Source organism: Bradyrhizobium betae (assembly GCF_004123905.1).
GTDB classification, from domain to species: domain Bacteria; phylum Pseudomonadota; class Alphaproteobacteria; order Rhizobiales; family Xanthobacteraceae; genus Bradyrhizobium; species Bradyrhizobium betae_A.
In genome coordinates, this window is record NZ_MZXW01000055.1 from 162,343 (window position 1) to 181,838 (window position 19,496).

At 64.9% G+C, this 19,496-nt stretch carries 20 protein-coding genes; 9 read left to right on the forward strand and 11 right to left on the reverse strand.

All coding sequences use genetic code 11. The features are described from left to right. Window positions 1-9: 9 nt before the first annotated feature. The 3 genes from B5V03_RS40020 to B5V03_RS40030 form a co-directional block, all read right to left on the reverse strand. The gene (locus B5V03_RS40020) at window positions 10-813 is read right to left on the reverse strand and encodes a WecB/TagA/CpsF family glycosyltransferase (protein WP_129275910.1); all 804 of its coding nucleotides are present in this window, start codon (window positions 811-813) and stop codon (window positions 10-12) included. Continuing rightward, window positions 806-3,169, reverse strand: a complete 2,364-nt coding sequence (locus B5V03_RS40025; protein ID WP_129275911.1) for an exopolysaccharide transport family protein — start codon at window positions 3,167-3,169, stop codon at window positions 806-808. The genes B5V03_RS40020 and B5V03_RS40025 overlap by 8 nt, the downstream gene beginning before the upstream one ends. 276 nt (window positions 3,170-3,445) lie before the next feature. Continuing rightward, window positions 3,446-4,246 (reverse strand): class I SAM-dependent methyltransferase, encoded by an 801-nt coding sequence (locus tag B5V03_RS40030; protein ID WP_129275912.1) that lies wholly within the window; start codon window positions 4,244-4,246, stop codon window positions 3,446-3,448. A 397-nt stretch (window positions 4,247-4,643) separates the two neighbouring features. Here B5V03_RS40030 and B5V03_RS40035 point away from each other — a divergent pair, with 397 nt between their 5' ends. Further along, a complete protein-coding gene (locus B5V03_RS40035; RefSeq protein WP_129275913.1) occupies window positions 4,644-5,675 on the forward strand; it encodes a glycosyltransferase family 2 protein in 1,032 nt (343 codons plus the stop codon). On the opposite strand, the gene B5V03_RS40040 is transcribed toward B5V03_RS40035, so the two are convergent. Next, entirely contained in the window at window positions 5,672-6,658 is a 987-nt protein-coding gene (locus B5V03_RS40040) for a glycosyltransferase (RefSeq protein WP_164988621.1), read from the reverse strand. The two genes, B5V03_RS40035 and B5V03_RS40040, sit on opposite strands and share 4 nt — an antisense overlap. 249 nt (window positions 6,659-6,907) lie before the next feature. Here B5V03_RS40040 and B5V03_RS40045 point away from each other — a divergent pair, with 249 nt between their 5' ends. From B5V03_RS40045 to B5V03_RS41970, 3 genes are all read left to right on the forward strand, one after another. Next, window positions 6,908-7,975, forward strand: coding sequence for a glycosyltransferase (locus B5V03_RS40045; protein WP_164988622.1), 1,068 nt, complete (start codon window positions 6,908-6,910; stop codon window positions 7,973-7,975). A 28-nt stretch (window positions 7,976-8,003) separates the two neighbouring features. After that, a complete protein-coding gene (locus B5V03_RS40050; protein WP_129275916.1) occupies window positions 8,004-9,356 on the forward strand; it encodes an O-antigen ligase family protein in 1,353 nt (450 codons plus the stop codon). A 134-nt stretch (window positions 9,357-9,490) separates the two neighbouring features. Next, complete coding sequence (locus B5V03_RS41970; protein ID WP_164988623.1) at window positions 9,491-10,639, forward strand: GNAT family N-acetyltransferase; 1,149 nt, start codon at window positions 9,491-9,493, stop codon at window positions 10,637-10,639. 21 nt (window positions 10,640-10,660) lie between these two features. On the opposite strand, the gene B5V03_RS40060 is transcribed toward B5V03_RS41970, so the two are convergent. Next, entirely contained in the window at window positions 10,661-11,200 is a 540-nt protein-coding gene (locus B5V03_RS40060) for an RBBP9/YdeN family alpha/beta hydrolase (RefSeq protein WP_129275917.1), read from the reverse strand. A 121-nt stretch (window positions 11,201-11,321) separates the two neighbouring features. Here B5V03_RS40060 and B5V03_RS40065 point away from each other — a divergent pair, with 121 nt between their 5' ends. Further along, window positions 11,322-11,798, forward strand: coding sequence for an Lrp/AsnC family transcriptional regulator (locus tag B5V03_RS40065; protein WP_129275918.1), 477 nt, complete (start codon window positions 11,322-11,324; stop codon window positions 11,796-11,798). Window positions 11,799-11,910: 112 nt separating this feature from the next. Then, a complete protein-coding gene (locus tag B5V03_RS40070; protein ID WP_164988625.1) occupies window positions 11,911-12,795 on the forward strand; it encodes a protein-L-isoaspartate O-methyltransferase family protein in 885 nt (294 codons plus the stop codon). 68 nt (window positions 12,796-12,863) lie between these two features. On the opposite strand, the gene wrbA is transcribed toward B5V03_RS40070, so the two are convergent. The 3 genes from wrbA to B5V03_RS40085 form a co-directional block, all read right to left on the reverse strand. Beyond that, window positions 12,864-13,463, reverse strand: coding sequence for an NAD(P)H:quinone oxidoreductase (gene wrbA, locus B5V03_RS40075; RefSeq protein WP_129275919.1), 600 nt, complete (start codon window positions 13,461-13,463; stop codon window positions 12,864-12,866). A 141-nt stretch (window positions 13,464-13,604) separates the two neighbouring features. Next, window positions 13,605-14,303, reverse strand: a complete 699-nt coding sequence (locus B5V03_RS40080) for a pirin family protein (protein WP_129275920.1) — start codon at window positions 14,301-14,303, stop codon at window positions 13,605-13,607. Window positions 14,304-14,340: 37 nt separating this feature from the next. Further along, complete coding sequence (locus B5V03_RS40085) at window positions 14,341-15,093, reverse strand: SDR family NAD(P)-dependent oxidoreductase (protein WP_129275921.1); 753 nt, start codon at window positions 15,091-15,093, stop codon at window positions 14,341-14,343. Between the two features lie 117 nt (window positions 15,094-15,210). On the opposite strand from B5V03_RS40085, the gene B5V03_RS40090 reads away from it, so the two are divergent. After that, window positions 15,211-16,146 carry a LysR family transcriptional regulator gene (locus B5V03_RS40090; protein ID WP_129275922.1) on the forward strand — a complete coding sequence of 312 codons (936 nt, stop codon included), beginning with the start codon at window positions 15,211-15,213 and terminating at the stop codon, window positions 16,144-16,146. A 70-nt stretch (window positions 16,147-16,216) separates the two neighbouring features. Here B5V03_RS40090 and B5V03_RS40095 read toward each other — a convergent pair whose 3' ends face one another. Then, window positions 16,217-16,477, reverse strand: a complete 261-nt coding sequence (locus B5V03_RS40095) for a hypothetical protein (RefSeq protein WP_164988626.1) — start codon at window positions 16,475-16,477, stop codon at window positions 16,217-16,219. 148 nt (window positions 16,478-16,625) lie between these two features. Between B5V03_RS40095 and B5V03_RS40100 the strand changes: the two genes are divergently transcribed. Together B5V03_RS40100 and B5V03_RS40105 are read left to right on the forward strand one after the other, a co-directional pair. Continuing rightward, window positions 16,626-17,612 carry a tripartite tricarboxylate transporter substrate binding protein gene (locus B5V03_RS40100; RefSeq protein WP_129275980.1) on the forward strand — a complete coding sequence of 329 codons (987 nt, stop codon included), beginning with the start codon at window positions 16,626-16,628 and terminating at the stop codon, window positions 17,610-17,612. 96 nt (window positions 17,613-17,708) lie between these two features. Beyond that, the gene (locus tag B5V03_RS40105) at window positions 17,709-18,053 is read left to right on the forward strand and encodes a hypothetical protein (RefSeq protein WP_129275981.1); all 345 of its coding nucleotides are present in this window, start codon (window positions 17,709-17,711) and stop codon (window positions 18,051-18,053) included. Window positions 18,054-18,059: 6 nt separating this feature from the next. Here B5V03_RS40105 and B5V03_RS40110 read toward each other — a convergent pair whose 3' ends face one another. Together B5V03_RS40110 and B5V03_RS40115 are read right to left on the reverse strand one after the other, a co-directional pair. Then, the gene (locus B5V03_RS40110) at window positions 18,060-18,527 is read right to left on the reverse strand and encodes a YbaK/EbsC family protein (protein WP_129275924.1); all 468 of its coding nucleotides are present in this window, start codon (window positions 18,525-18,527) and stop codon (window positions 18,060-18,062) included. A gap of 26 nt (window positions 18,528-18,553) precedes the next feature. Further along, on the reverse strand, window positions 18,554-19,285 hold the full coding sequence (locus B5V03_RS40115; protein WP_129275925.1) for a haloacid dehalogenase type II: 732 nt from the start codon (window positions 19,283-19,285) through the stop codon (window positions 18,554-18,556). Window positions 19,286-19,496 lie beyond the last annotated feature (211 nt).

The window sequence follows — 19,496 nt, forward strand, 5'->3', positions numbered from 1 at the left end:
TCTTCTCTCTTAACGAAGCGGCCGATTGCGGCTGAAGAGAAGATAGAGCGCGCGGGGGTTGGTGGTCAAATAGCGCCAGAGCAGGCGTCGTGGCTCGAGCATGGTGCGCCAGGCCCATTCCAACCCGATTTTCTGCATCCATCGCGGCGCGCGGGATCGGCTGCCCGATAAAAAGTTGAACAACCCGCCGGATGTCTTGATAACGCCAACATTGGTCATCAGCGGCATGTATTCCTCAACGAATGCCTGCTCGTTGGGCACACCGAGCGCGACCCAGAGGTAATCGGGCGCGAGCGCGTTGATTTCCTCGACCTTCGCGCGCAGGGCATCGCCGCGCAGGTAGCCGTGGCTATGCCCGACGATCTTGAGGTTTGGATACATCTTTTGGACGTTCTCGACCGCAGCGGCGTTCTCGGCCTCGCTGGCGCCGAACATGTAGAAGGTGCGGCCAAGCGCTTCGGCTTTGCGTGCGACGACGTGAAACAGGTCGGTGGTCGCGACGCGTTCGGGCAGCGGAAACCAGGATTGCAGTCTTGAGGCCGCCACCAGCGGCTGGCCATCGGCGTTGATCAGATCGGCGCCGCGAAACAGTCGTTCGGTCTCCGGTTCGGTCGAGCAGCGCGCCAGCACCTCGCCATTGGCCGAGGTCAGATGCAGCGGACGGCCGATGCGGTGTTGCGGATCGGTGGCCTCGATCATGAAATCGGCGGTGGCTTCCATGTCGAGCGCGGCCATGCGAAGGCCGCCGATGGTGATGCGCGGCACGTCGGCGGTTGCCGCCCGGCCGTCCAGGTTGACGCGGCGCTCAAGCATATTGTCTGCCTCGTTGGCGCGCTTGGGTTGCTGGGGTCAGCTCGTCGAGCACGACGCCAACGAGCTTGCGCTCGGCGCGGCCGAGCGTGCTCAAGATTTCTTCGAGGCCGTCATTGATGTCGAGGCCGGTCGGGAGCACTGCCACCAGCGCATCGGTGTCATCGAGCAGCTTGCGGGCGCCGGCCGAAAGCGGCATTGCGGGGCCGTCGAGGATCACGAGGTCGTAGCCGCCTGCGGCGCGCGCCTGTGCAATCGCCTTGCGGATGGCCTCAGCCGCCTTGCCGGCGTCGCCTTCGGCAGCCGGCAGCACCGAGATGCCGTTGACCGTCTTGATCTCGCGCGCGGCCTTGCTGCCGATCGAGAGCCAGCCGCGTGCGCTCGGCTCGCTCTTGCCGGAACGATTGACCTTGTTCGAGAGCGAATGTGCCTGATGGTCGGCATCGATCATCAGCACGCGGGCGCCGTCGCGCGCGGCTGCGAGCGCGAAATTCAGCGCGGTCATGCTGCGCCCAACGGTGTCGCCGGCACCGAGCAGCGCGACCACAGGCATCGCCTTGCCGCCGGCGCGCCGGGCCACGGCTGCGCGCATGTCACGCCAGGCGTTGAGCAGGCTCGTGAGGGGGAAGCCGGGCCGCAGCGTCGGCCAGCCCAGCCGTGTCAGGTCGACGCCGCCGCCGGTGGCGAGAATGGCGCCGAGCGTATGGATGACGTCGGCCTCCTGGAGGCGCGCGATCAGCGGCTTTTCGATCAGGGGCCTTTCGACCATCGCGGGTTGCAGCGGTGGTGCGGCAGGTTCAGGGGGAGCCTGGGCAACTTCCGGAGATCGCGAAACCTGTTGAGGCCGGGTGATCTCCGGAGCCCGCGAAGTTTCTGGAGCCCGGGGAGCCTGCGGCGCTGCGTTGCGCTCACGGCGGGCCGGCGTGGGTGCGCCGGCAAACAGCAGCTCGGCTGCGACGAACCAGCTTGAAGCCGCGATCGCACCGAAGACGAAGCCGATCATGGCGAACAGGCTCATCGCCGGCGGGAACGAGCGCCGCTGCGGCACCGTGGCTTCGCCGACGACGCGGGCCGCCGAGGTGTTGAGTGTCTCCTGCTCCTCGGTCTCGCGCGAGCGCTTGAGGAAGGACTGATAGACGTCGCGGCTGGCATCGGCTTCGCGTTCGAGCTCGCGCAGGCGCACGGCGGCCTGGCTGAGCTGCACGCTCTGCCGCTTCTGCGCTTCCAGCGCCCGGTTCAGCGAAGCCTCGTAATCGCGGGCCCGCGTCAGATCGTTCTTGGCCGACTGGGCGAAGCGATCGATCTCCTCGCTGATGGTGCGCTTGAGATCCTCGACCTGCTTCTCGGTCTGGCGCAGCGCCGGATGGCGCGGGCCGAGCTCGCCGGTCTGCTCCGCATATTTCTTGCGGGCATCGGCATATTGCGCGCGCAAATTCGCGATTGTCGGCGATTGCAGCGCTTCGGGATTCGCGCCGGCATCGGCCGCCGTGCGCCGGCTCGCCTCGATCTGGTCGAGCCGGGCTTGCGCGTCCATCGTCGCCGCGCGGGCCGCGGAAAGCCGCTGGTTGCTGGCGGAGAGCTGCTGGTCGCTGATCAGCGCGTCCTGGGTGCCGACGAAATTGTTCTGGGCCTTGTAGGTCGCAAGCGCGGTCTCGGCGTTGCGCAGTCGCTCGCGCAGCTCCTTGAGGCGGCCGGACAGGTCGCTGGTCGCACGCCGGGCCGCCAGCGCTTGTGAATTGCGCGAATCCGCGAGATAAACGTTGGTCAGCGTGTTGGCGAGCATCGCCGCCTTGGCCGGATCGGTCGACCAGACCTCGATGTCGACGATGAAGCTCTTCTCGGTCTTGCGGATCGTGATGTGCCGGTTCAGCGCGTCAAGCGCCGCAAGCTGCACTTCCTTCGTATCAACAGCGGACGGCGCGCGGGGTTGAAGGCCAATCAGGCCGAGCAGCGACGACATCAGCGTCCTGGTATCGCCGCCGCCGCCGAATTCGGGATCCTTGTCGAGGCCGGCCTGCTGGATCACCTGGAGCAGCACGCCGTTGGAGGTGATCAGGCGCGCCTGGCTCTCCACCACCATGGACATGCCGGAGACGTCCTGCGCGCGCGGGGTGAGCTCGCGATCGACGAGCTGAAGCTCGCGCGGGTCGACATAGAGCTGGGACGTGGCTGTGTAGCGGGGCGTCAGGCTCTTGCCGGCTGTGACCGCAAGCGTCGCGCCGAGCAGGGCGGCAGCCGCAATCGCGATCTTGCGCCGCCAAAGCAAATTGACCAGCTCCAGCACGTTGAAGCCGGCTTCGAGCCTTTGCTGCGGGCCCTCCGGTCTGGCCCGATCGATCGGCTGGCTATAGTCAAGCATGATCCCCAGCTTCCATTCCAGCTGCCGCGGGCTGAGGGGTTACTCTTCGCTTTACGCCACGCACCCGGGATATAGGCGCCCAATCAACGCAACAGGGAAAATTAACCATACTCATTGAGGGACTATTCACCGAAATGGCAAACAAAGCGTTTAAGCGCATGCCACTGTTCGACGCGTCCCAGTGACGCTGAGGCCTCCCAGAGATTAACGGTTCGTTACCGCGCGCAGCGAGGCCGCGAAACTTCGCTTCTCGTTCGACGAGCTGCGCGCGCATTGTCAGCTTTTTCGCAGGATGACGTGATAATCGCCGCGGCGGACGTCGGTCCCGCGCGGCAGCACGGCGTTCAGCACGACGGCGCCGGCGTCGACCAGGGCGGCAAACAGCGGCTTGCGCCGGCGCATCTCGGGATAGCGCGGGCTCTCGACCTCGCGGCGGTAGACCATCTCGAGGCCGTTGGCGTGCGCGAATGCTTCGAGCCGCGGCAGCGTCACCAGCGGATGAAAGAAGGTCGGGAAGGGCGGCTCGCCCGGCTGGCCGGCATTCTTGATGCCGCGGATGTGCCGATAGAACCAGACGTGAAACCAGTGTGGCGAGTATTTGGTGACGACGCCGGACAGCGAGCGCGGATTGGGCGCGCCGATCAGGATCATCCCGCCGCGCTTGAGCGCGTCGCGGAAATTCAGCAGCGCAGCTTCGACATCGGGAAGATGCTCGATCACGTTGTAGCAAATCACGAGATCAAAGCTCTCGGGCGTGGAGCGGTAGGTCTGCACGTCGCCGAGAATTGCCTCGTCCGCATAATTGTTGTTCTTGACCTGGTCCTCGTCGATGTCGACGACGGTGACGTGGCTGCGGCTCAGCAATTCAGTCGGCAGAAAGCTGCACGAGCCGCCGCCGGCTTCATAGGTGGCGAGCCGGCCCTGCGGCAGTTCGCGGCGCAGCAAGTCGTGAACGGCGAGCAGGCTGTCGCGGGCTTCGCCGGGGACCAGATCGAGCAGTGCCTGGGTGTGTGCAGTGGCCGCGGGGGCGTTGATCGCCGTGGCTGTCGCGAAATCGATCGTGGCTTGCTTGTTCATATTTTCTGACCGCGCTTGTTCGATTCAAATTTACAGGAAAAATCTCGTAGGCCCGAAGAGCAAATCTGATGCCGCCCCGCTTCACCGGTCGCGGTGCTTACGGTCGGGTTAATGCGCATGGGCGTTAACTACGGCATTCTCCGCATCGCAGCGTCGGCGGACGTTGGACCGCGAATTGCAGTACCACGCGCGCATGGATTTGCAGGGAAAACACGTGAGAGCGGTTAAGCGTATGGCGGCAAGGCTGCATTATCGGCGGATCCGCACGAAAGCACCGTTTCGCGTCTCGAGCCTTCTGTCCGCTTTGGCACGCATCTGTTTCGCGGTACTGTGCCGTCGCGGGACGGCGCCGATGCATGCAGGGCTTTTTCAACATATCTCGGGCAACTAGAACGCCATGACATTGATCCCGACAGACCTGTCCGCCAGCCGGATCTCGGATGCCGTGCGCGATCCCAACCGGGAGATCGCGGCGAGCTCCCGTGTCATCGATCTGTCGGTCGGCATCGTCGTCTGCATTCCCTGCTTCCGCCGCCCGCAGCATCTGCGGCTGACGCTGGACTCGCTGGTGAACCAGCGGACCCCGCGCTCCTTCGCGGTGGTGATGGTCGAGAACGACGCCGCCAAGCGCGAGAGCGCGCCGGTCGCCGCAGAGTTTCTCGCCGACGGCCGGCTCCAGGGCATCTGCCTGGTCGAGCAGCGTCAGGGCAATTGTCAGGCGATCAACGCCGCCTTCGAGACGGCGCAGGCGCTGTTTCCGGCCGCGACCCGGTTCCTGATGATCGACGACGACGAGATCGCATCAAGCGACTGGCTCGAGTTGATGGTTCGCACCGCGGAGGCGACGGGCGCCGACGTGGTCGGCGGACCGGTGCTGCCGGTCTTCGATGATGACAGCAAGCCTTGGCTTTCGCGTCATCCCGCCTTCTGTCCGGCCTACGACTACACCGGCGCGGTGCCGCTGATCTATGGCTGCGGCAATTGCCTGATCACGCGCGCGGCGTTCGACCGGCTCGAAAGCCCGGCCTTCGATCTGCGATTCAATTTCCTCGGCGGCGGCGACTGCGATTTCTTCGTGCGCTGCCGCGATGCCGGTATGGTCTTCCACTGGACGGCGGAGGCCGTCATCACCGAGACCGTGCCGCAAAGCCGCACCAGCTCCGGCTGGATCGCAAAGCGCGGCCTGCGCATCGGTGCGATCAATTATCGCGTGCAGTACAAGGCTGCGCGAGGCGTGACGGCGCGGGTGCGGGTCTTCGCGCAGATGCTCGGCCGGCTGCCGCTGTCGCTGCTGCGCGGGGCCCGGCTGCTGCCGACGTCGAAGGTCGTCGTCGCGATGCATCCGGTGATGGTGGCATTTGGTGCTGCGCTCGCAGCCTTCGGTTTCGATCCGAAGCCATACGAGGCCTCGAAGATCGTGTCCGGCTAGATGCCGAAGCAGGTGAGGGCGACCCTGAGCGCGGAGCGCGGCAGGGACTTGAGCGACCGCCGCCCGACCATTCCGAGATACGCGAAGGCTTCGCGATACCGGCCGAAGCGGACCGCCTGCATCGCCGAATAGGTGACGAGATGAATCTCGGCGGCCTGGCGCAGTCCGGCCGCGGAGCCCTCGGGCAGTCTCGACAGGATCAACCCGTCGTCGAAGATCCGCGCGATGGCGGGAAAGAAATCCTGCGGCGTCCGAAGTGCTGCGTTCATGGTGTTGGCCGTGTGCAGGCGATAGTCGAGCAGGAGCTTTGGTGCGAACGCGAACTCGCCGATAGCGGCAAGGCGGCACCAGCAGTGCCAATCCTCGCAATATCTGAGCCCGACGTCGAAGCCGCCGACGGCGCGGAAGGCCTCTGCACGCGTGATCGCGATGCCGCCATTGACGATGAAGTTGCCGCCGGCGAGGCGCGCCAGCACGTCGCCGGACGGCTTGCGGCGCCCCTTCAGCAACTCGCGCCGGCCGATCTGCCGGCCCTGGCTATCGATCGTGTTGTAGTCGCCGTAGACCAGAACGGCGCGGGGAGCACGCCGCGCTGCGGCCAGCAAGGCCGCCACCGCGCCGGAACGCAGGCAGTCGTCGGCGTCGAGGAAGAGGAGCCAGTCGCCGCTCGCATGTCGCGCGCCGAGATTGCGCGCGGCCGATACGCCGGCCGAATCGTTGGTCATGAGGTGCAGCCGGGGGTCGGCCACGGCGCGGACGATTGCGATGGTGTCGTCGGTTGAGCCGTCGTCCACGACGATCACCTCGGTGACCTCGTCCTGCGCGAGCGCGCTCGCGATGGTTTCGCCGATATAGGCCGCAACGTTCTTGGCGGGAATGACGACCGACACCGAGGCAATCGATCTGACCGGCAACGGGTCGTGCACGCCTGGCGCGATGGGCGGCGCGGTCGGTAGATCGAGAAGGTCGTCAGCGGTAATCAAGCTGCGGCTCGCTCTTAAGGGTCCATTAACCAGCGCACATCTGCCGGGCTGGCAAATGCCAGCATTCGCATTCTCGGCCGCTGCGGATGATACTCGCATTATGGCCAAATCGTTTCCGGCAAGGCCTGCGCGAGGCTGGTTTCGTCAATTAGCGTTAAGCCGATGGCATTAAGCCTGTCGCAAAGTTGGACGCGTGCGGCAGCCGGTCCCATGCGAGAATACGCATCTTGCTGCCGCGGATGGACTGAAGTGCCCGCAAAGACATTCGACTACGATCCCGACGACATGGTCCTCAACCTTTTCTACGAGGACAAGGACGATCGCTGGTTTCCCGGCGACCGGCATCTGCGGCGCATGGGGCGCCGCATGCTGTTCGGCGAGCCGCGCATGAGCGGCCAGCTGCGTGTGTTCCTCAATCTCTGCGCAGGGCTCGACCGGCTCGATATCCGCTATCGCGTCAACGATTACAGGCATATCGCGCAGCATCCCGAGGAAGTCGCCTGCATCATCGGCCGCACCTTCCTGCTCGACAAGTTCGCGTGGAAGAACCCGATCCTGCTCGGGGTCGCCGCCCACAATCATCCGCTGGACGATCCTAATCTGTTCAAGCGTCTGCCGGTGAAGAAGGTCGTGGTGCCCGGCCCATGGTATGCCGACATGTACCGGCCGCATTGGCCGGACACCGAGGCCTGGCCGGTCGGCATCGACACGGATCTCTGGGCGCCGTCGCGCGCCTCGCAAAAGACCGTCGACGTGCTGATCTACGACAAGGTCCATTGGGACCGCGAGCGCTATGCGCCTGATCTGATCGAGCCCGTCCGCGCGCGTTTGCGCAGGGAGGGACGCTCGTTCACGGAGCTGCGTTACGGCAGCTACAAGGAAGAAGACTATCAGGACGCGCTGGCGCGTTGCCGCGCGATGATCTTCCTGTGCCAGAACGAGAGCCAGGGCATCGCCTATCAGCAGGCGCTGTCGTGCGGCGTGCCGGTATTCGCCTGGGATCCCGGCGGCCCGTGGCGGGACCCCGATTATTATCCGCACCGCGTGCAGTTCGCGCCGGTATCGTCGGTGCCGTATTGGGATCATCGCTGCGGCGCCAAATTCGCTGACACTGCCGGGTTCGCGGCGGGCTGGGACGATTTCTGGGCCGGCTGCGCGGCCAATACATTCGATCCGCGCGGCTTCGTGCTCGACAATCTCACGCTGGAACAGCGCGCGCTGCAATATTACGAGATCGCGCGCAGTGTGGCGCAGCAGCAGAAGGTGTCCGCCACCTCCGGCGTGCTGGTTGACGGATGGTTAACGGGGATGGGCTAAGACCTGGATCTTCAGAGATTCTTCAGCCATGGATCGCAGCGCCGCTGACATGACCGACGTCGAGGCCCGATCGCTCGGCCACGTCCTGCGTTATGGGCTCGCCGGGCTGAATGCCGCGCAGGCGGCGCGCTGCCTCCTCGCGGTGGCGGCTTTGCTGCTCGTGCTGGTGACGCTCGATCCGTTTCCCGATTTGCGCAGTGAAGACGTCGCCACGGTCGTCGGTGGACGCATGGCGCTCGGCTATATCTCCTGGGGCCTGCTGGCTGCGGTCGCGGTGCTGTTCGTCGCCGCCACGGATGCGCCTTCGCTGAAGAGCCTGGTGACACCATTGCACCTCGGCCTCGTCGGCTGGATGCTGATCAACATCGTTTTCTCGGAGAGCCGCGGCGTTTCGATGCAGCGCTTCGCGCTCGCGGCCAGCGTGACGTCGCTCGCCGTGCTGCTGCCATTGCTGCCGCCGACGCAGCGGAGCTTCAATCTGTGCCTCGGCGGCGCCGCGCTGGTGCTGCTGACGCTGTGCTATCTCGGTGTCTTCCTCGCGCCGCAATATTCCATCCATACCGCACTCGACATCACCGAGCCGCAGCTCGCCGGCGACTGGCGCGGCAGTTTTGGCCACAAGAACGTCGCCTCGCCCGTCATGACCATTTTCGTTTACGTCGGCATCTACCTGTCCGCGGTCGGCTCGTTCGTGATGGGACCAGCGATCGCGCTGCTTGCCGGCATCTTCCTGATCTTCACCGGAGGCAAGACCTCGTCGGTGCTTTGCCTTGCCATCTATGTGCTGGCCTCGCTCGTCTACGTCACGCGCAGCCTGTGGCTGAAGCGGATCATCTGCTTTGCACCGCTGATCGTGATGAACCTGCTGACGGTCGGCAGCGTCCTCAGCCCGGCGCTGAGCTCCGTGACGCGGCTGCTTCCGGTCGACCCCACCTTCACCGGCCGCTCCGACATCTGGGAATTCGCGCTCGCAGCCGTTGCCGAAAAGCCGATCGTCGGCCACGGCTATGCCGCGTTCTGGGACGATGTGACCGAGCGCCAGACCGCCAAGGGCTCCGAATGGGCCGTGACCGCGGCGCACAGCCACAACAGCTATCTCGACCTCGCCATCACCGTCGGCCTGCCGGGCCTGCTGCTGGTCGTCCTCATCTTCGTGCTCGCGCCGCTTCGCAACTTTCAGGCGGTCCAGGCCCACAATCGCAGCAACGCGCTGGGCAAGCTGTTCCTGACCATATGGCTGTTCGGCCTGTATTTCGGCACGACTGAAACCTTCCTGCTCGAGCGGCAGAATCCGGTCTGGTTCATGTTCGCGCTGGCCGCCGCCGGCCTGCACTTCCTGGCGCGGTTCCAATGCGTCGAGCGGGTGGAACCCGGGCGCTGACAGCTTGTCGCAGCAGTCCATCGGTCGCAGGGACAGGGAAGTGGTATCCGCTTAACGATAAGCAGCAACGCAACTTGTGATCTACGGCAAAACATAATCTATCTGGAAACATTCAGTAACTGCATGCCCCGCGGATGACGTTTCTCAGCGTCGAGCAACCAGATGATCGGGTATCGTCCAGCACGTCGGAAATCGCCGTCGATTTCATACGTGACTGGCGGCAGGCCGCTTTGCGCCTGAATGCCGGCCATCGCACCGCTTTCCAGCATGGTTACTGGCTCGGCGCCTGGTACGAGGCATTTCACGACCACGCCCCGCTGATCGCATTGATCTCCGACGCCGCGACTGGCAGGGACATCGCGGTGGTGCCGATGATGAGCCATGTCAGGCGCGGCATCCGTGTCGTCGAGTTCGCCGATCTCGGCATCTCCGACAACAACGCGCCGATCCTGGCCTGCGATGCGACGTTCGATGCTGCCGGCGCGCGCGCAATCGGTGTGGCCCTGGTCAATGCCCTGCGCGCCCTGCCTGACGGCTTCGACCTGTTGCGCCTGAAGAAGATGCCGGCTCATGTCGGCGGCAAGCCCAACCCGCTGGTGTCGCTCGGCCGTATCGGATCCTGCTCGGTCAACGGCAACCTCGTGCTCGTGGGCGACGACTATGCCGACTATCGGGCGTCGCTCAGGCGTCTACAACTGCCACGGTGCTGGCGCGTCTTCAGCCGTCTTGGCAACGCGCGGTTCGAGATCGCCACGGATGTCGAGCGCGCGCGAGAATTCCTCGACGTGATGGACGTGCAGCAAGAGGAGCGGATGAGGCAGCTCGGCGAGCGGTTCGTTCTCAACGACGATGTTCACGCCGGTTTCTATCGCGAGGTGGCACGGCAAGGTGTCGCTGAAGGCTATGCCGTCGTCTCGGCGCTGCTCTGCGACAAGGGTATCGTTGCGACCACGCTCGGCGTCAGATACGGCGCGACCTATTTCCTGCTGCGCATCAGTCATACCGGCAGGACCTTGGCGAACTTCTCTCCGGGGCTGCTCGTGACCGAACGCACCATGGAGACGCTGCATGCGCAGGGCGTGCGCCGCTTCGATCTCAGCATCGGCAACCAGGATTACAAGCGCCGCCTCGGTGCCGAACAGGTGCCGCTGACCGATGTCAGTGTCGCGCTGTCCTGGCGCGGCGTGCCTTACGTCTGGCGCGACCATGCCGCGCAAGGGCTGCGTCGCCACCCCAGGCTCGCCGCTCTTGCGGCGCGCGCGATGGGCAAAGGCACGCGCTGACAGAAGCTGTCTTGCTCGCGGTCATCTTTGAAGGCCCGCACGAAAGGCGTCCAGTAACGCACGGCCCTGCGGCCAGTCGCCGAGCCCGCTCGAGGCATTGATGTGGCCGAGTGCGCCCGCCACGATGAGACCGGACCGCCAATCGCGCGCCCGTCGCTGTGTCGCCTCGAGCGCGCCGTAGGGATCATTCGTGCTCGCGATGATCAGCGCGGGAAGGCGCAGCGAGCCATCCGGCACCCGTCTGAACGATGTGGCTTCGACAGGAAAATTGGCGCCGTCCGGATCGGGGACTGCGACCAGAAATGCGCCGGCAATCGCGGAGGAGAAGCGGGCGGCCCAATGCGCCACCAGCAGGCAGGCGAGACTGTGTGCGACCAGCACTGGCGGCGTCGCGCAGCGCGCGATCGTCCGCTCCAGGGATTGCTCCCAGTCGGCGAGATCAGGCTGGTCCCAGCTCGCCGGCTGAAATCGCGTGATGCGCGCATCGGCGCGCTCCCACAGCGTCTGCCAATGGGTCTCTCCGGAGCCGCCGAGACCGGGCAATGTGATGATGTCGTGCATGATCGTCCCATGATATCTGAGATGGACGCACTGTGACCGATCGCGGTGCTGCATCACATGGCAAGTCATCGGCGGAATCGACCGTCTGCCGATGATTTTCAAGGCGGAATGGAGAATTGTGTTGGATCGCTTCGGGAGCATCGACGCCAAGGACCTGAAGATTCTGGAGGCGCTGCAAGCCAATGCACGCGTGCCGCTGTCCGAGCTCGGCCGTTCCGTCGGGCTGTCCCAGCCGGCGGTCTCCGAGCGCGTCAAGCGGCTGGAGGAAGCCGGAATCATCGAAGGCTACGGCGCCCGCGTTAACCCGCGCGCCCTCGGGCTTGGCTTGATGGCGCTGGTCCGGCTGCGGACGTCGCATGAGCACATCAAGACCTGCCTCAAGCGGTTCGGCGAGATTCCCCACATCATCGAAGTCCATCGCGTGACGGGTGATGACTGCTTCGTGCTCAAGGTGCTCGTCCCGGCGCCGGAAGATCTGGAGACGATCGTGGATCGTATCGCCGGTTTTGGCGCTGTGACGACCTCGCTGGTGCTCCGGAGCGAGCCGGCGCGACCGATCGGCAAAGACCTCGTCAGGAAGAAAACCGAACGCGGTTGAGGCGTGGCCCGCGCGATCGACAGTCACCGCGCCGTCATAAAGCCTTCGATTGCGCCGAGCTTCGATGATCGCAATCGTTGTGCTATCGTCCTCTCCGCTTACCGGAGGTGACATGGAAGATCGTTCGGCAAAATATCGCGCATTCTATGCGCAGTTGATCTGCGCCGCGGCAAGGGCCGTGGATCCCCGTATCGAGGAGGCCTTCCGGACCGTCAGGCGCGAGCCATTCGTCGGGCCCGGGCCGTGGTCGATCTCCCTCGGCGGCCATCCCTATGTCGTGACGCCCGATGACGATCCCGCGTTCCTCTATCAGAACGCGCTGCTGGCGCTCGACAGCGCGCGCGGCCTCAATATCGGGATGCCCGGTGCGCACGCCTATTGGCTCGGCGGCTGCGCCGTGAAGCAAGGCGAGACCGTGATCCAGATCGGCGCGGGCAGCGGCTATTACACTGCGATCCTCGCGCATCTCGTCGGACCCGGCGGCCGCGTCCATGCCTATGAGATCGACGAACGCCTGGCAGGACTCGCGCGCGACAATCTGAAGTATATCGCCCATGTCGAGGTGCACGATCGTTCGGGCATCGCGTCCGATCTGCCGGCGGCTGACGTGATCTATGTCTGCGCGGGCGCGGCGCAGCCGGCCACGGAATGGCTCGATGCGCTGCGACCCGGCGGACGGCTGGTGTTTCCGCTGGCGCCCGAAGGCATGCTCGGAGGTATGTTGATGATCACGCGCCCGGATGAGGGTGCGGTCTGGCCCGCCAAATTCCTGGGGCGTGCGCAATTCATCGGCTGCGCGGGATTACAGGATGCGGATGCCGCCCGGCGGCTGGCCGAGGCGTTCGCAGGAGGATGGGACGGCGTGCAGTCGTTGCGGAGAGAGGGCACTCCCGACGAGACGTGCTGGTTCGCCGGCGAGGGCTGGTGGTTGTCGACCGCACCGGCGCCCGTCGTGACGGATTCAATCAGGCCCCACGCCGACATCACGCAGGCCTAGCGGGTCACCAGCGCGTCACAACGTCAAGTCAGGCGGCATTCCCGAATGAGAATGCCGCCCGCGTCGCATCAGCCATGAAGTTTCTTGGCAATCTCCGCGATCTGGCGCCCCTGATAGCGCGCGCCGGCGAGCTCGTTGGCGCTGGGCTGGCGGCTTCCGTCGCCGCCGGTGATCGTGGTGGCGCCGTAAGGTGAACCGCCGGTGACCTCGTCGAGCTTCATCTGGCCGGCGAAGCCGTAGTTCAGGCCGACCACCGTCATGCCGAAATGCAGGAGGTTGGTGATGATCGAGAACAACGTCGTCTCCTGTCCGCCATGCTGGGTTGCGGTCGCGGTGAAGGCGCCACCGACTTTGCCGTGCAGCGCGCCCTTGGCCCAGAGCCCGCCGGCCTGGTCCAAAAAGTTCGCCATCTGCGAGGCCATCCGGCCGAAGCGGGTGCCGGTGCCGACGATGATCGCGTCGTAATTGGCGAGGTCCGCGATCTCGGCGACGGGCGCGGCCTGATCGACCTTGTAGTACGAGGCTTTCGCGACTTCGGCGGGCACCAACTCGGGCACGCGCTTGATGTCGACGGTGACGCCGGCTTCGCGTGCGCCTTCGGCGACCGCATTCGCCATCGCTTCGATGTGGCCATAGGCGGAATAATACAGGACGAGAACTTTGGTCATGGTGGTCTCCGTTGAATGTAGATTTGAGGGGTTGATTGCTGGGGTCGTCATGCCCGGCCTTGTCCCGGGCATCCACGTTCTTGTTTCCTCGTGGAGAGGCGTGGATGGCCGGGACAAGCCCGGCCATGACGGAGAGAGCCGTTACGCCGCGTCGACGAGCACGAGCTCGGTGTCTTCCAGGGCCGTGATCTTCAGCTTGGCTTCGTCGCGGATCGCGGCGCCATCGCGGGCGTTGACCCGAACGCCGTTGACCTCGACTGAACCCGCCGCGGGCACGAGATAGAGATGCCGCGACCTCTCGGGCGCGTACTCGGCGCTTTCGCCAGCCTTCAGCGTGGTGGCGAGCACCCGCGCATCGGCGCGGATCGGCAGTGCGTCCGTGTCACCCGCGATACCGCTCGCGATGGTGACGAGCTTGCCGGAGCGGTCCGACTTCGGAAACGGCTTCGAACCCCAGGTCGGCTGTCCGCCGCGTGCCACTGGCTCGATCCAGATCTGGAATATCCGGGTCTGCGTTGGCTCGAGATTGTACTCGGAGTGGCGGATGCCGCTGCCGGCGCTCATCACCTGCACGTCGCCCGCTTCAGTGCGACCCTCGTTGCCGAGGCTGTCCTGATGGGTGATCGCGCCCTCGCGCACATAGGTGATGATCTCCATGTTGGCGTGGGGATGAGCGGGAAAGCCGGTGTTCGGCGCGATCTCGTCGTCGTTCCACACCCGCAAGGCGCCATGGCCCATGTTGTCGGGGTCATAGTGGCTCGCGAAGGAGAAATGATGTTTTGCTTTCAGCCAGCCGTGATCGGCGCCGCCGAGCTTGTCGAAAGGTCTGAGTTCGATCATCTGCGTAATTCCTTGAGGTGAGGGGGAGACGCCTTGATCAGGCGCCAAACCCGCCGTCGACGTTGAGCACGGTGCCGGTGACGAAGGAGGCTTCCGGGCTGGCGAGGAAGACGATTCCGGCCGCGACTTCCTCGGGGCGTCCGAAGCGTTGCAGCGCGTGCTGCTTGCGCTGGGCTTCCGCGAAGTCGCGGTCGTCGTCCGGATTCATGTCGGTGTTGATCGAGCCGGGCTGCACCACGTTGACGGTGATGCCGTGCGGGCCGAGGTCGCGTGCCGCGCCCTTGGTGTAGCCGACCACGGCCGCCTTGGTGGCGACGTAGTCCGCAAGACCCGGGAACGAGGCGCGGTCCGCAAGCATCGATCCGACAGTGACGATACGGCCGCCTTCACCCATCAATTGCGAGGCGGCGCGGATCGCCGCGATCACGCCGTGCACGTTGACGGAGTCCTGACGTTCCAGCGCGCCGGTGTCGGCATTGGCGTCGTCGGTCGCGCCGCCGGCGGCGACGCCGGCATTGTTGACGAGGATGTCGAGATGGCCGAACTCCTTCGCCACGTCGTTGACGAGCTTGGTGACGTCCTTGGCCGAGGCCTGATCGGCCTTGAAGGCACGGGCCTTGACGCCGCGAGCCTTCAGTTCGGCGACGACGGCTTCGGCCTTGTCGGGCGAAGCGACATAGCTGATGGCGACATCGGCGCCTTCATCGGCGAGCGCGCGGGCCGAGGCGGCGCCGATGCCGCGCGAGCCGCCGGTGACGAGGGCAACCTTGCCTGAGAGCTTCTTGGTCATTGGATTTCTCCAGTCCTGAATGTCTGATGACCCTTGGATAGGCCGCCGCCTGTGGTATAGAAATAGAAACTGTTGAAACGTATTGTTTCCCAAATAGACCTTTAGAGGCCGACCACCATGGCAAAACTCCCCGATTTCGAGGCGCTCGCGATTTTCGCAAAAGTCGTGGAGTTACGGTCGTTTGCGGGGGCAGCCGGCGAGCTCGCAATGTCCAAGGCGACGGTGTCCAAGGCAGTGACCCGGCTGGAGGAGCGGCTCGGCGCGCGCCTGTTCAACCGCACCTCGCGCCGGCTCGCGCTGACCGATGCCGGCCACAAGCTCGCCGACCGCGCCACGCGCCTGCTCGCCGACGGCGAGGCGGCGGAGAACGAGGCGCTGGCGCAATCGGTGGCACCGCGCGGGCTGGTCCGGCTCGCCGTGCCCATGACGTTCGGCATCAAGGCGGTGGCGCCGCTGCTGCCGGAGTTTTTCGAGGCCTATCCGGAAGTCTCGGTTGATCTGCATCTGAGCGATGCGACCGTCGACCTGATCGGCGAGGGCTTTGACATGGCGGTGCGGATCGCGCGGCTGCCGGATTCCTCGCTGATCGCGCGGCGGCTCTTCACCATGCCCCGCTTCACGGTGGCGGCACCGTCCTATCTCAAGCGCGAGGGACGGCCGACGCATCCGATGCATCTGGCCGAGCACAAATGCTTCGCTTACGCCTATCTCTCGACGCCGAACGTCTGGCACTACACCAATTCGGCCGGCGAGCAGGCCAGCGTGCGTCCGGGCGGCCAGCTCCGCGTCAACAACGGCGAAGCGGTGATGCCCGCGCTGATCGCCGGCCTCGGCATCGCCGAGCTTCCCGAGTTCATCGTCGGCGAAGCGATCGCATCGGGCGAAGTCGAAGTGATCCTGAAAGACTGGAAGCAGGCCGAGGGTGCCGTGCATCTCGTCACCCCGCCCGGCGGGCCGCGCCCCGCCCGCGTCGAAGCCCTCGGCGATTTCCTCGCAGCGAAGCTGCCGGGCACCTGCAAGCGGCGGCCACGCGGGAAGGTAAAGGCGTCGTAGGGCGAGCAGCTTCAACGCCCTCCGTCATTGCGAGCGCAGCGAAGCAATCGCTCGCAATGATGAAGCCTGACTACTCCGACACCTTCACGCCATCGATCGCGACGATGCGCAAGCTCGGCTTCAGCGTCCGGTCCAGCTGCGACTTTAATTCATGCACCCGCGGGTCGGTCGATCGCGCCGCGCACACCGCATATTGATGGACGGATTGCGCCAAGGCGCGCCGCGCTTCCGGCGTTCGCGTCAATTCGGGCTTCGAAAGCCGCAACACGATCGCTGCGAGATTCACCAGCATCTCGTCCAGGGCGACGTCGATGGTCGCAAGATTCCGCATCACTCACTCCCTCAGGGAGGGCAACAGCGGCTTCACGGATGCGTTCCTGACCGGGCCCAACATGGTCAATGCTTCGTTAACGCCTTGTTCTTGGCGCGCGGCACGCTAGGTTGGCGTACAAAAGAAAAACGGGGGGTAGGGGACCATGATGGATCGACGCGATCTTTTGCGCGCGGCTGCTTCATTGCCGCTGTTGCGGGCTGCTTTGCCGGACAAGGTCTTCGCGCAAACCTATCCCGTGCGCAACATCACCATGATCGTGCCGTTCCCGGCCGGCGGACAGGCCGATCTGGCGGCGCGCCCGGTGGCGATGGCGCTGGAGCGGATCCTTGGCAAGCCGGTGATCGTCGACAATCGCGCCGGCGGTGGCGGCGGATCGGTGGGCAATGCTGCCGCTGCGCGCGCGGAGCCCGACGGCTACACGCTGCTGATGACGCTGTCCTCGCTCGCGGTGCTCCCCGAGGCCGACCGGCTGTTCGACCGGCCCGTCGCCTATGAGGTCTCGCAGTTCATGCCGATCGCGCGCGTGCTGGCCGATCCCACGCTGCTCGCGGTGCCGGCCTCGGCACCCTGGAAGACGGCGCAGGATTTCGTCGAGGATGCAAAGAGGCGCCCGGGCCAGATCACCTACGGCTCGTCCGGGCCTTACGGCACGCTGCATGTGGCGATGGAGATGTTTGCGAGCAGCGCCGACATCAAGCTGCTGCATGTGCCGTTTCGCGGCGCCGGTCCCGCGCTCACCGCGTTGCTCGGTGGCACCGTGCAGGCGATCGCGGCGGCACCAGGGACGCTGAAGCCGCAGGTCGACGACGGCAAGTTGCGCGTGCTCGGCAATTGCGGCGCAAAGCGCATCGCGAGCTTCCCCGACGTGCCGACCTTCCAGGAACTCGGCTACAAGGATGTCGAGATGTATATCTGGGCGGGCCTGTTTGCGCAGCGCTCACTTCCCGCGCCGATCGCCGGCCGCCTGCGCGAAGCAATGGCGCAGGTGATGACGAGCCCTGATGTGCTGAGGGCTTTCGACATTTCGGGCAGTCTCGTTGCCTATCAGGACGCGCCGGCCTTCTCCGAGTTCGTGGCTGATGACAGCAAGCGGTTGATCGCGGCGGTCAAGAAGATCGGCAAGGTGGAGTAGGTTCCGGCCGCGCTTTCACATTTTGTTGTTGGTTCAGAACCTGTCCGCGCCTCATTGATTGAAGACAAATCGAGGGAATTGGAAGGGATCTGGACCATGCGAACAGAGCGGATTGCGCTGGGTGTGGCGCTTGTGATCGGCGGCATCGCTGCGCAGGGCGCTGCCTTCGCCGAAGAGTATCGCGGAACGATGGAACAGCAGATGGCTTGCACACCCGACGTATGGCGCTTGTGCAGCGATCAGATTCCGGACGTGGGCCGCATCACGGCTTGCCTGCGAGAGAACACGCCGCAACTGTCGAGCGGCTGTCGCGCGGTGTTCCAGTCCAACAACCAGATGCAACCGCAGCAGCAGGTTCCGCGCGGTCGACCCGTGCCGCCGCCGCGCTACAACGCTGCGCCTCCGCTCGCGCAGCCGCGGCCTTATGATGACGATGACTAGCGCTGACTAGGGCCTGTGCTCGCAGACGTCGACCCATTCGGCCGCGACCAGCTCAGCCATCCGCTCCGGCGCAATGCGCACGGCGCTGTGGGTCGAGCCCGCGGCCGGTACCACCACGTCAAACGCCCTCAGCGACACATCGCAGTAAATCGGCAGTGGCGATTTCAGCCCGAACGGGCAGACACCGCCGACCTCGTGGCCGGTGATCCCGGCGACCTCTTCCAGCCCCAGCATCTTCGGCTTGCCGCCGAATTGGGCCTTCACCTTCTTGTTGTCCATGCGCGAAGTGCCGGCGGCGACGATCAGGATCACGCGCTCGCCGACACGCAACGATAGCGTTTTGGCGATCATCCCGGGCTCAACGCCATAGGCCTCGGCGGCCAGCGGCACCGTGGCCGAGCTGATCGGGGATTCCATCACTGTAATGTCGGGGACTTTTTCGGCGAAGAAGGCGCGAACGGATTCCAGGCTCATTCATGTCTCACGGGCGGCGATGATCTCTAGGCGATCCCGGGCAGCTCGGAGAGCGCGCGGACGCGGTGGTCCGGCGCAAAGCCAAGCTCGTCCATCTGGGTGCGGATCGCCCTAAACATCGTCAGCGGTGCCACGAGTTCGTTCTCGACGCAAGCCAGCGCCATCGCCTCCGGTGTCACCCGTTCGATCCAGGCAACGTTCAACCCGAACGCCTTCGCGCCCGCGACGTCCCAGGGGTTTGACGAGACGAACAGCACCTCCTCAGGCGCGGTGCCTAATACCTCGCCGATCAGCTCATAGGCTTCCCGGCTCGGCTTGAAGATCTTTTTCGCGTCGACACTGATGGTGGCATCGAGCAGGCGGTCGAGCCCGGAGTTGCGCACCAGCGCATTCAGCATGTCCGGGCTGCCATTGGAGAGGATGGCGAGTTTTCGCGGCTTCAGGGCTTCAAGCGCGGCCACCGCGTCCGGATAGAGATCGAGATGCAGATACTTCTCGATCACGCGCTCGAATGTCTCGTTCTCGTAGGCAAGTCCGAGCGCGCGCAGCGTATAGGCCAGCGAGTCGCGCGTAACTACGGAAAAATCCTGGTAGCGCCGCATCAGCGAGCGCAACCAGGTGTATTCGAGCTGCTTGATCCGCCAGATTTGCGTGATGATCTCGCCGTAACCCGGAAACGCATCCTCGGTGATCTCTGCGACCGACTGGATGTCGTAGAGCGTTCCGTAGGCGTCGAAGACGACGGCTTTGATGCTCATTGGCTCGCTCCTTTGGGATCTTTGCGGGGGCGGACGGACAATACCGAAACGGCTCGGTGCGCGACAAGGTTCGGAACCTTCTTCAAGAAATCGTCACCCCGTCGACCTCGCGCAGCAGATTGACACTGCCGCCGGCAGGCGTTTAACTCAAGGTACGGGGATTTGCGATCTCCCCGCGAGGCGACATGCCCAAGTATCGCGTCCTGGTCAC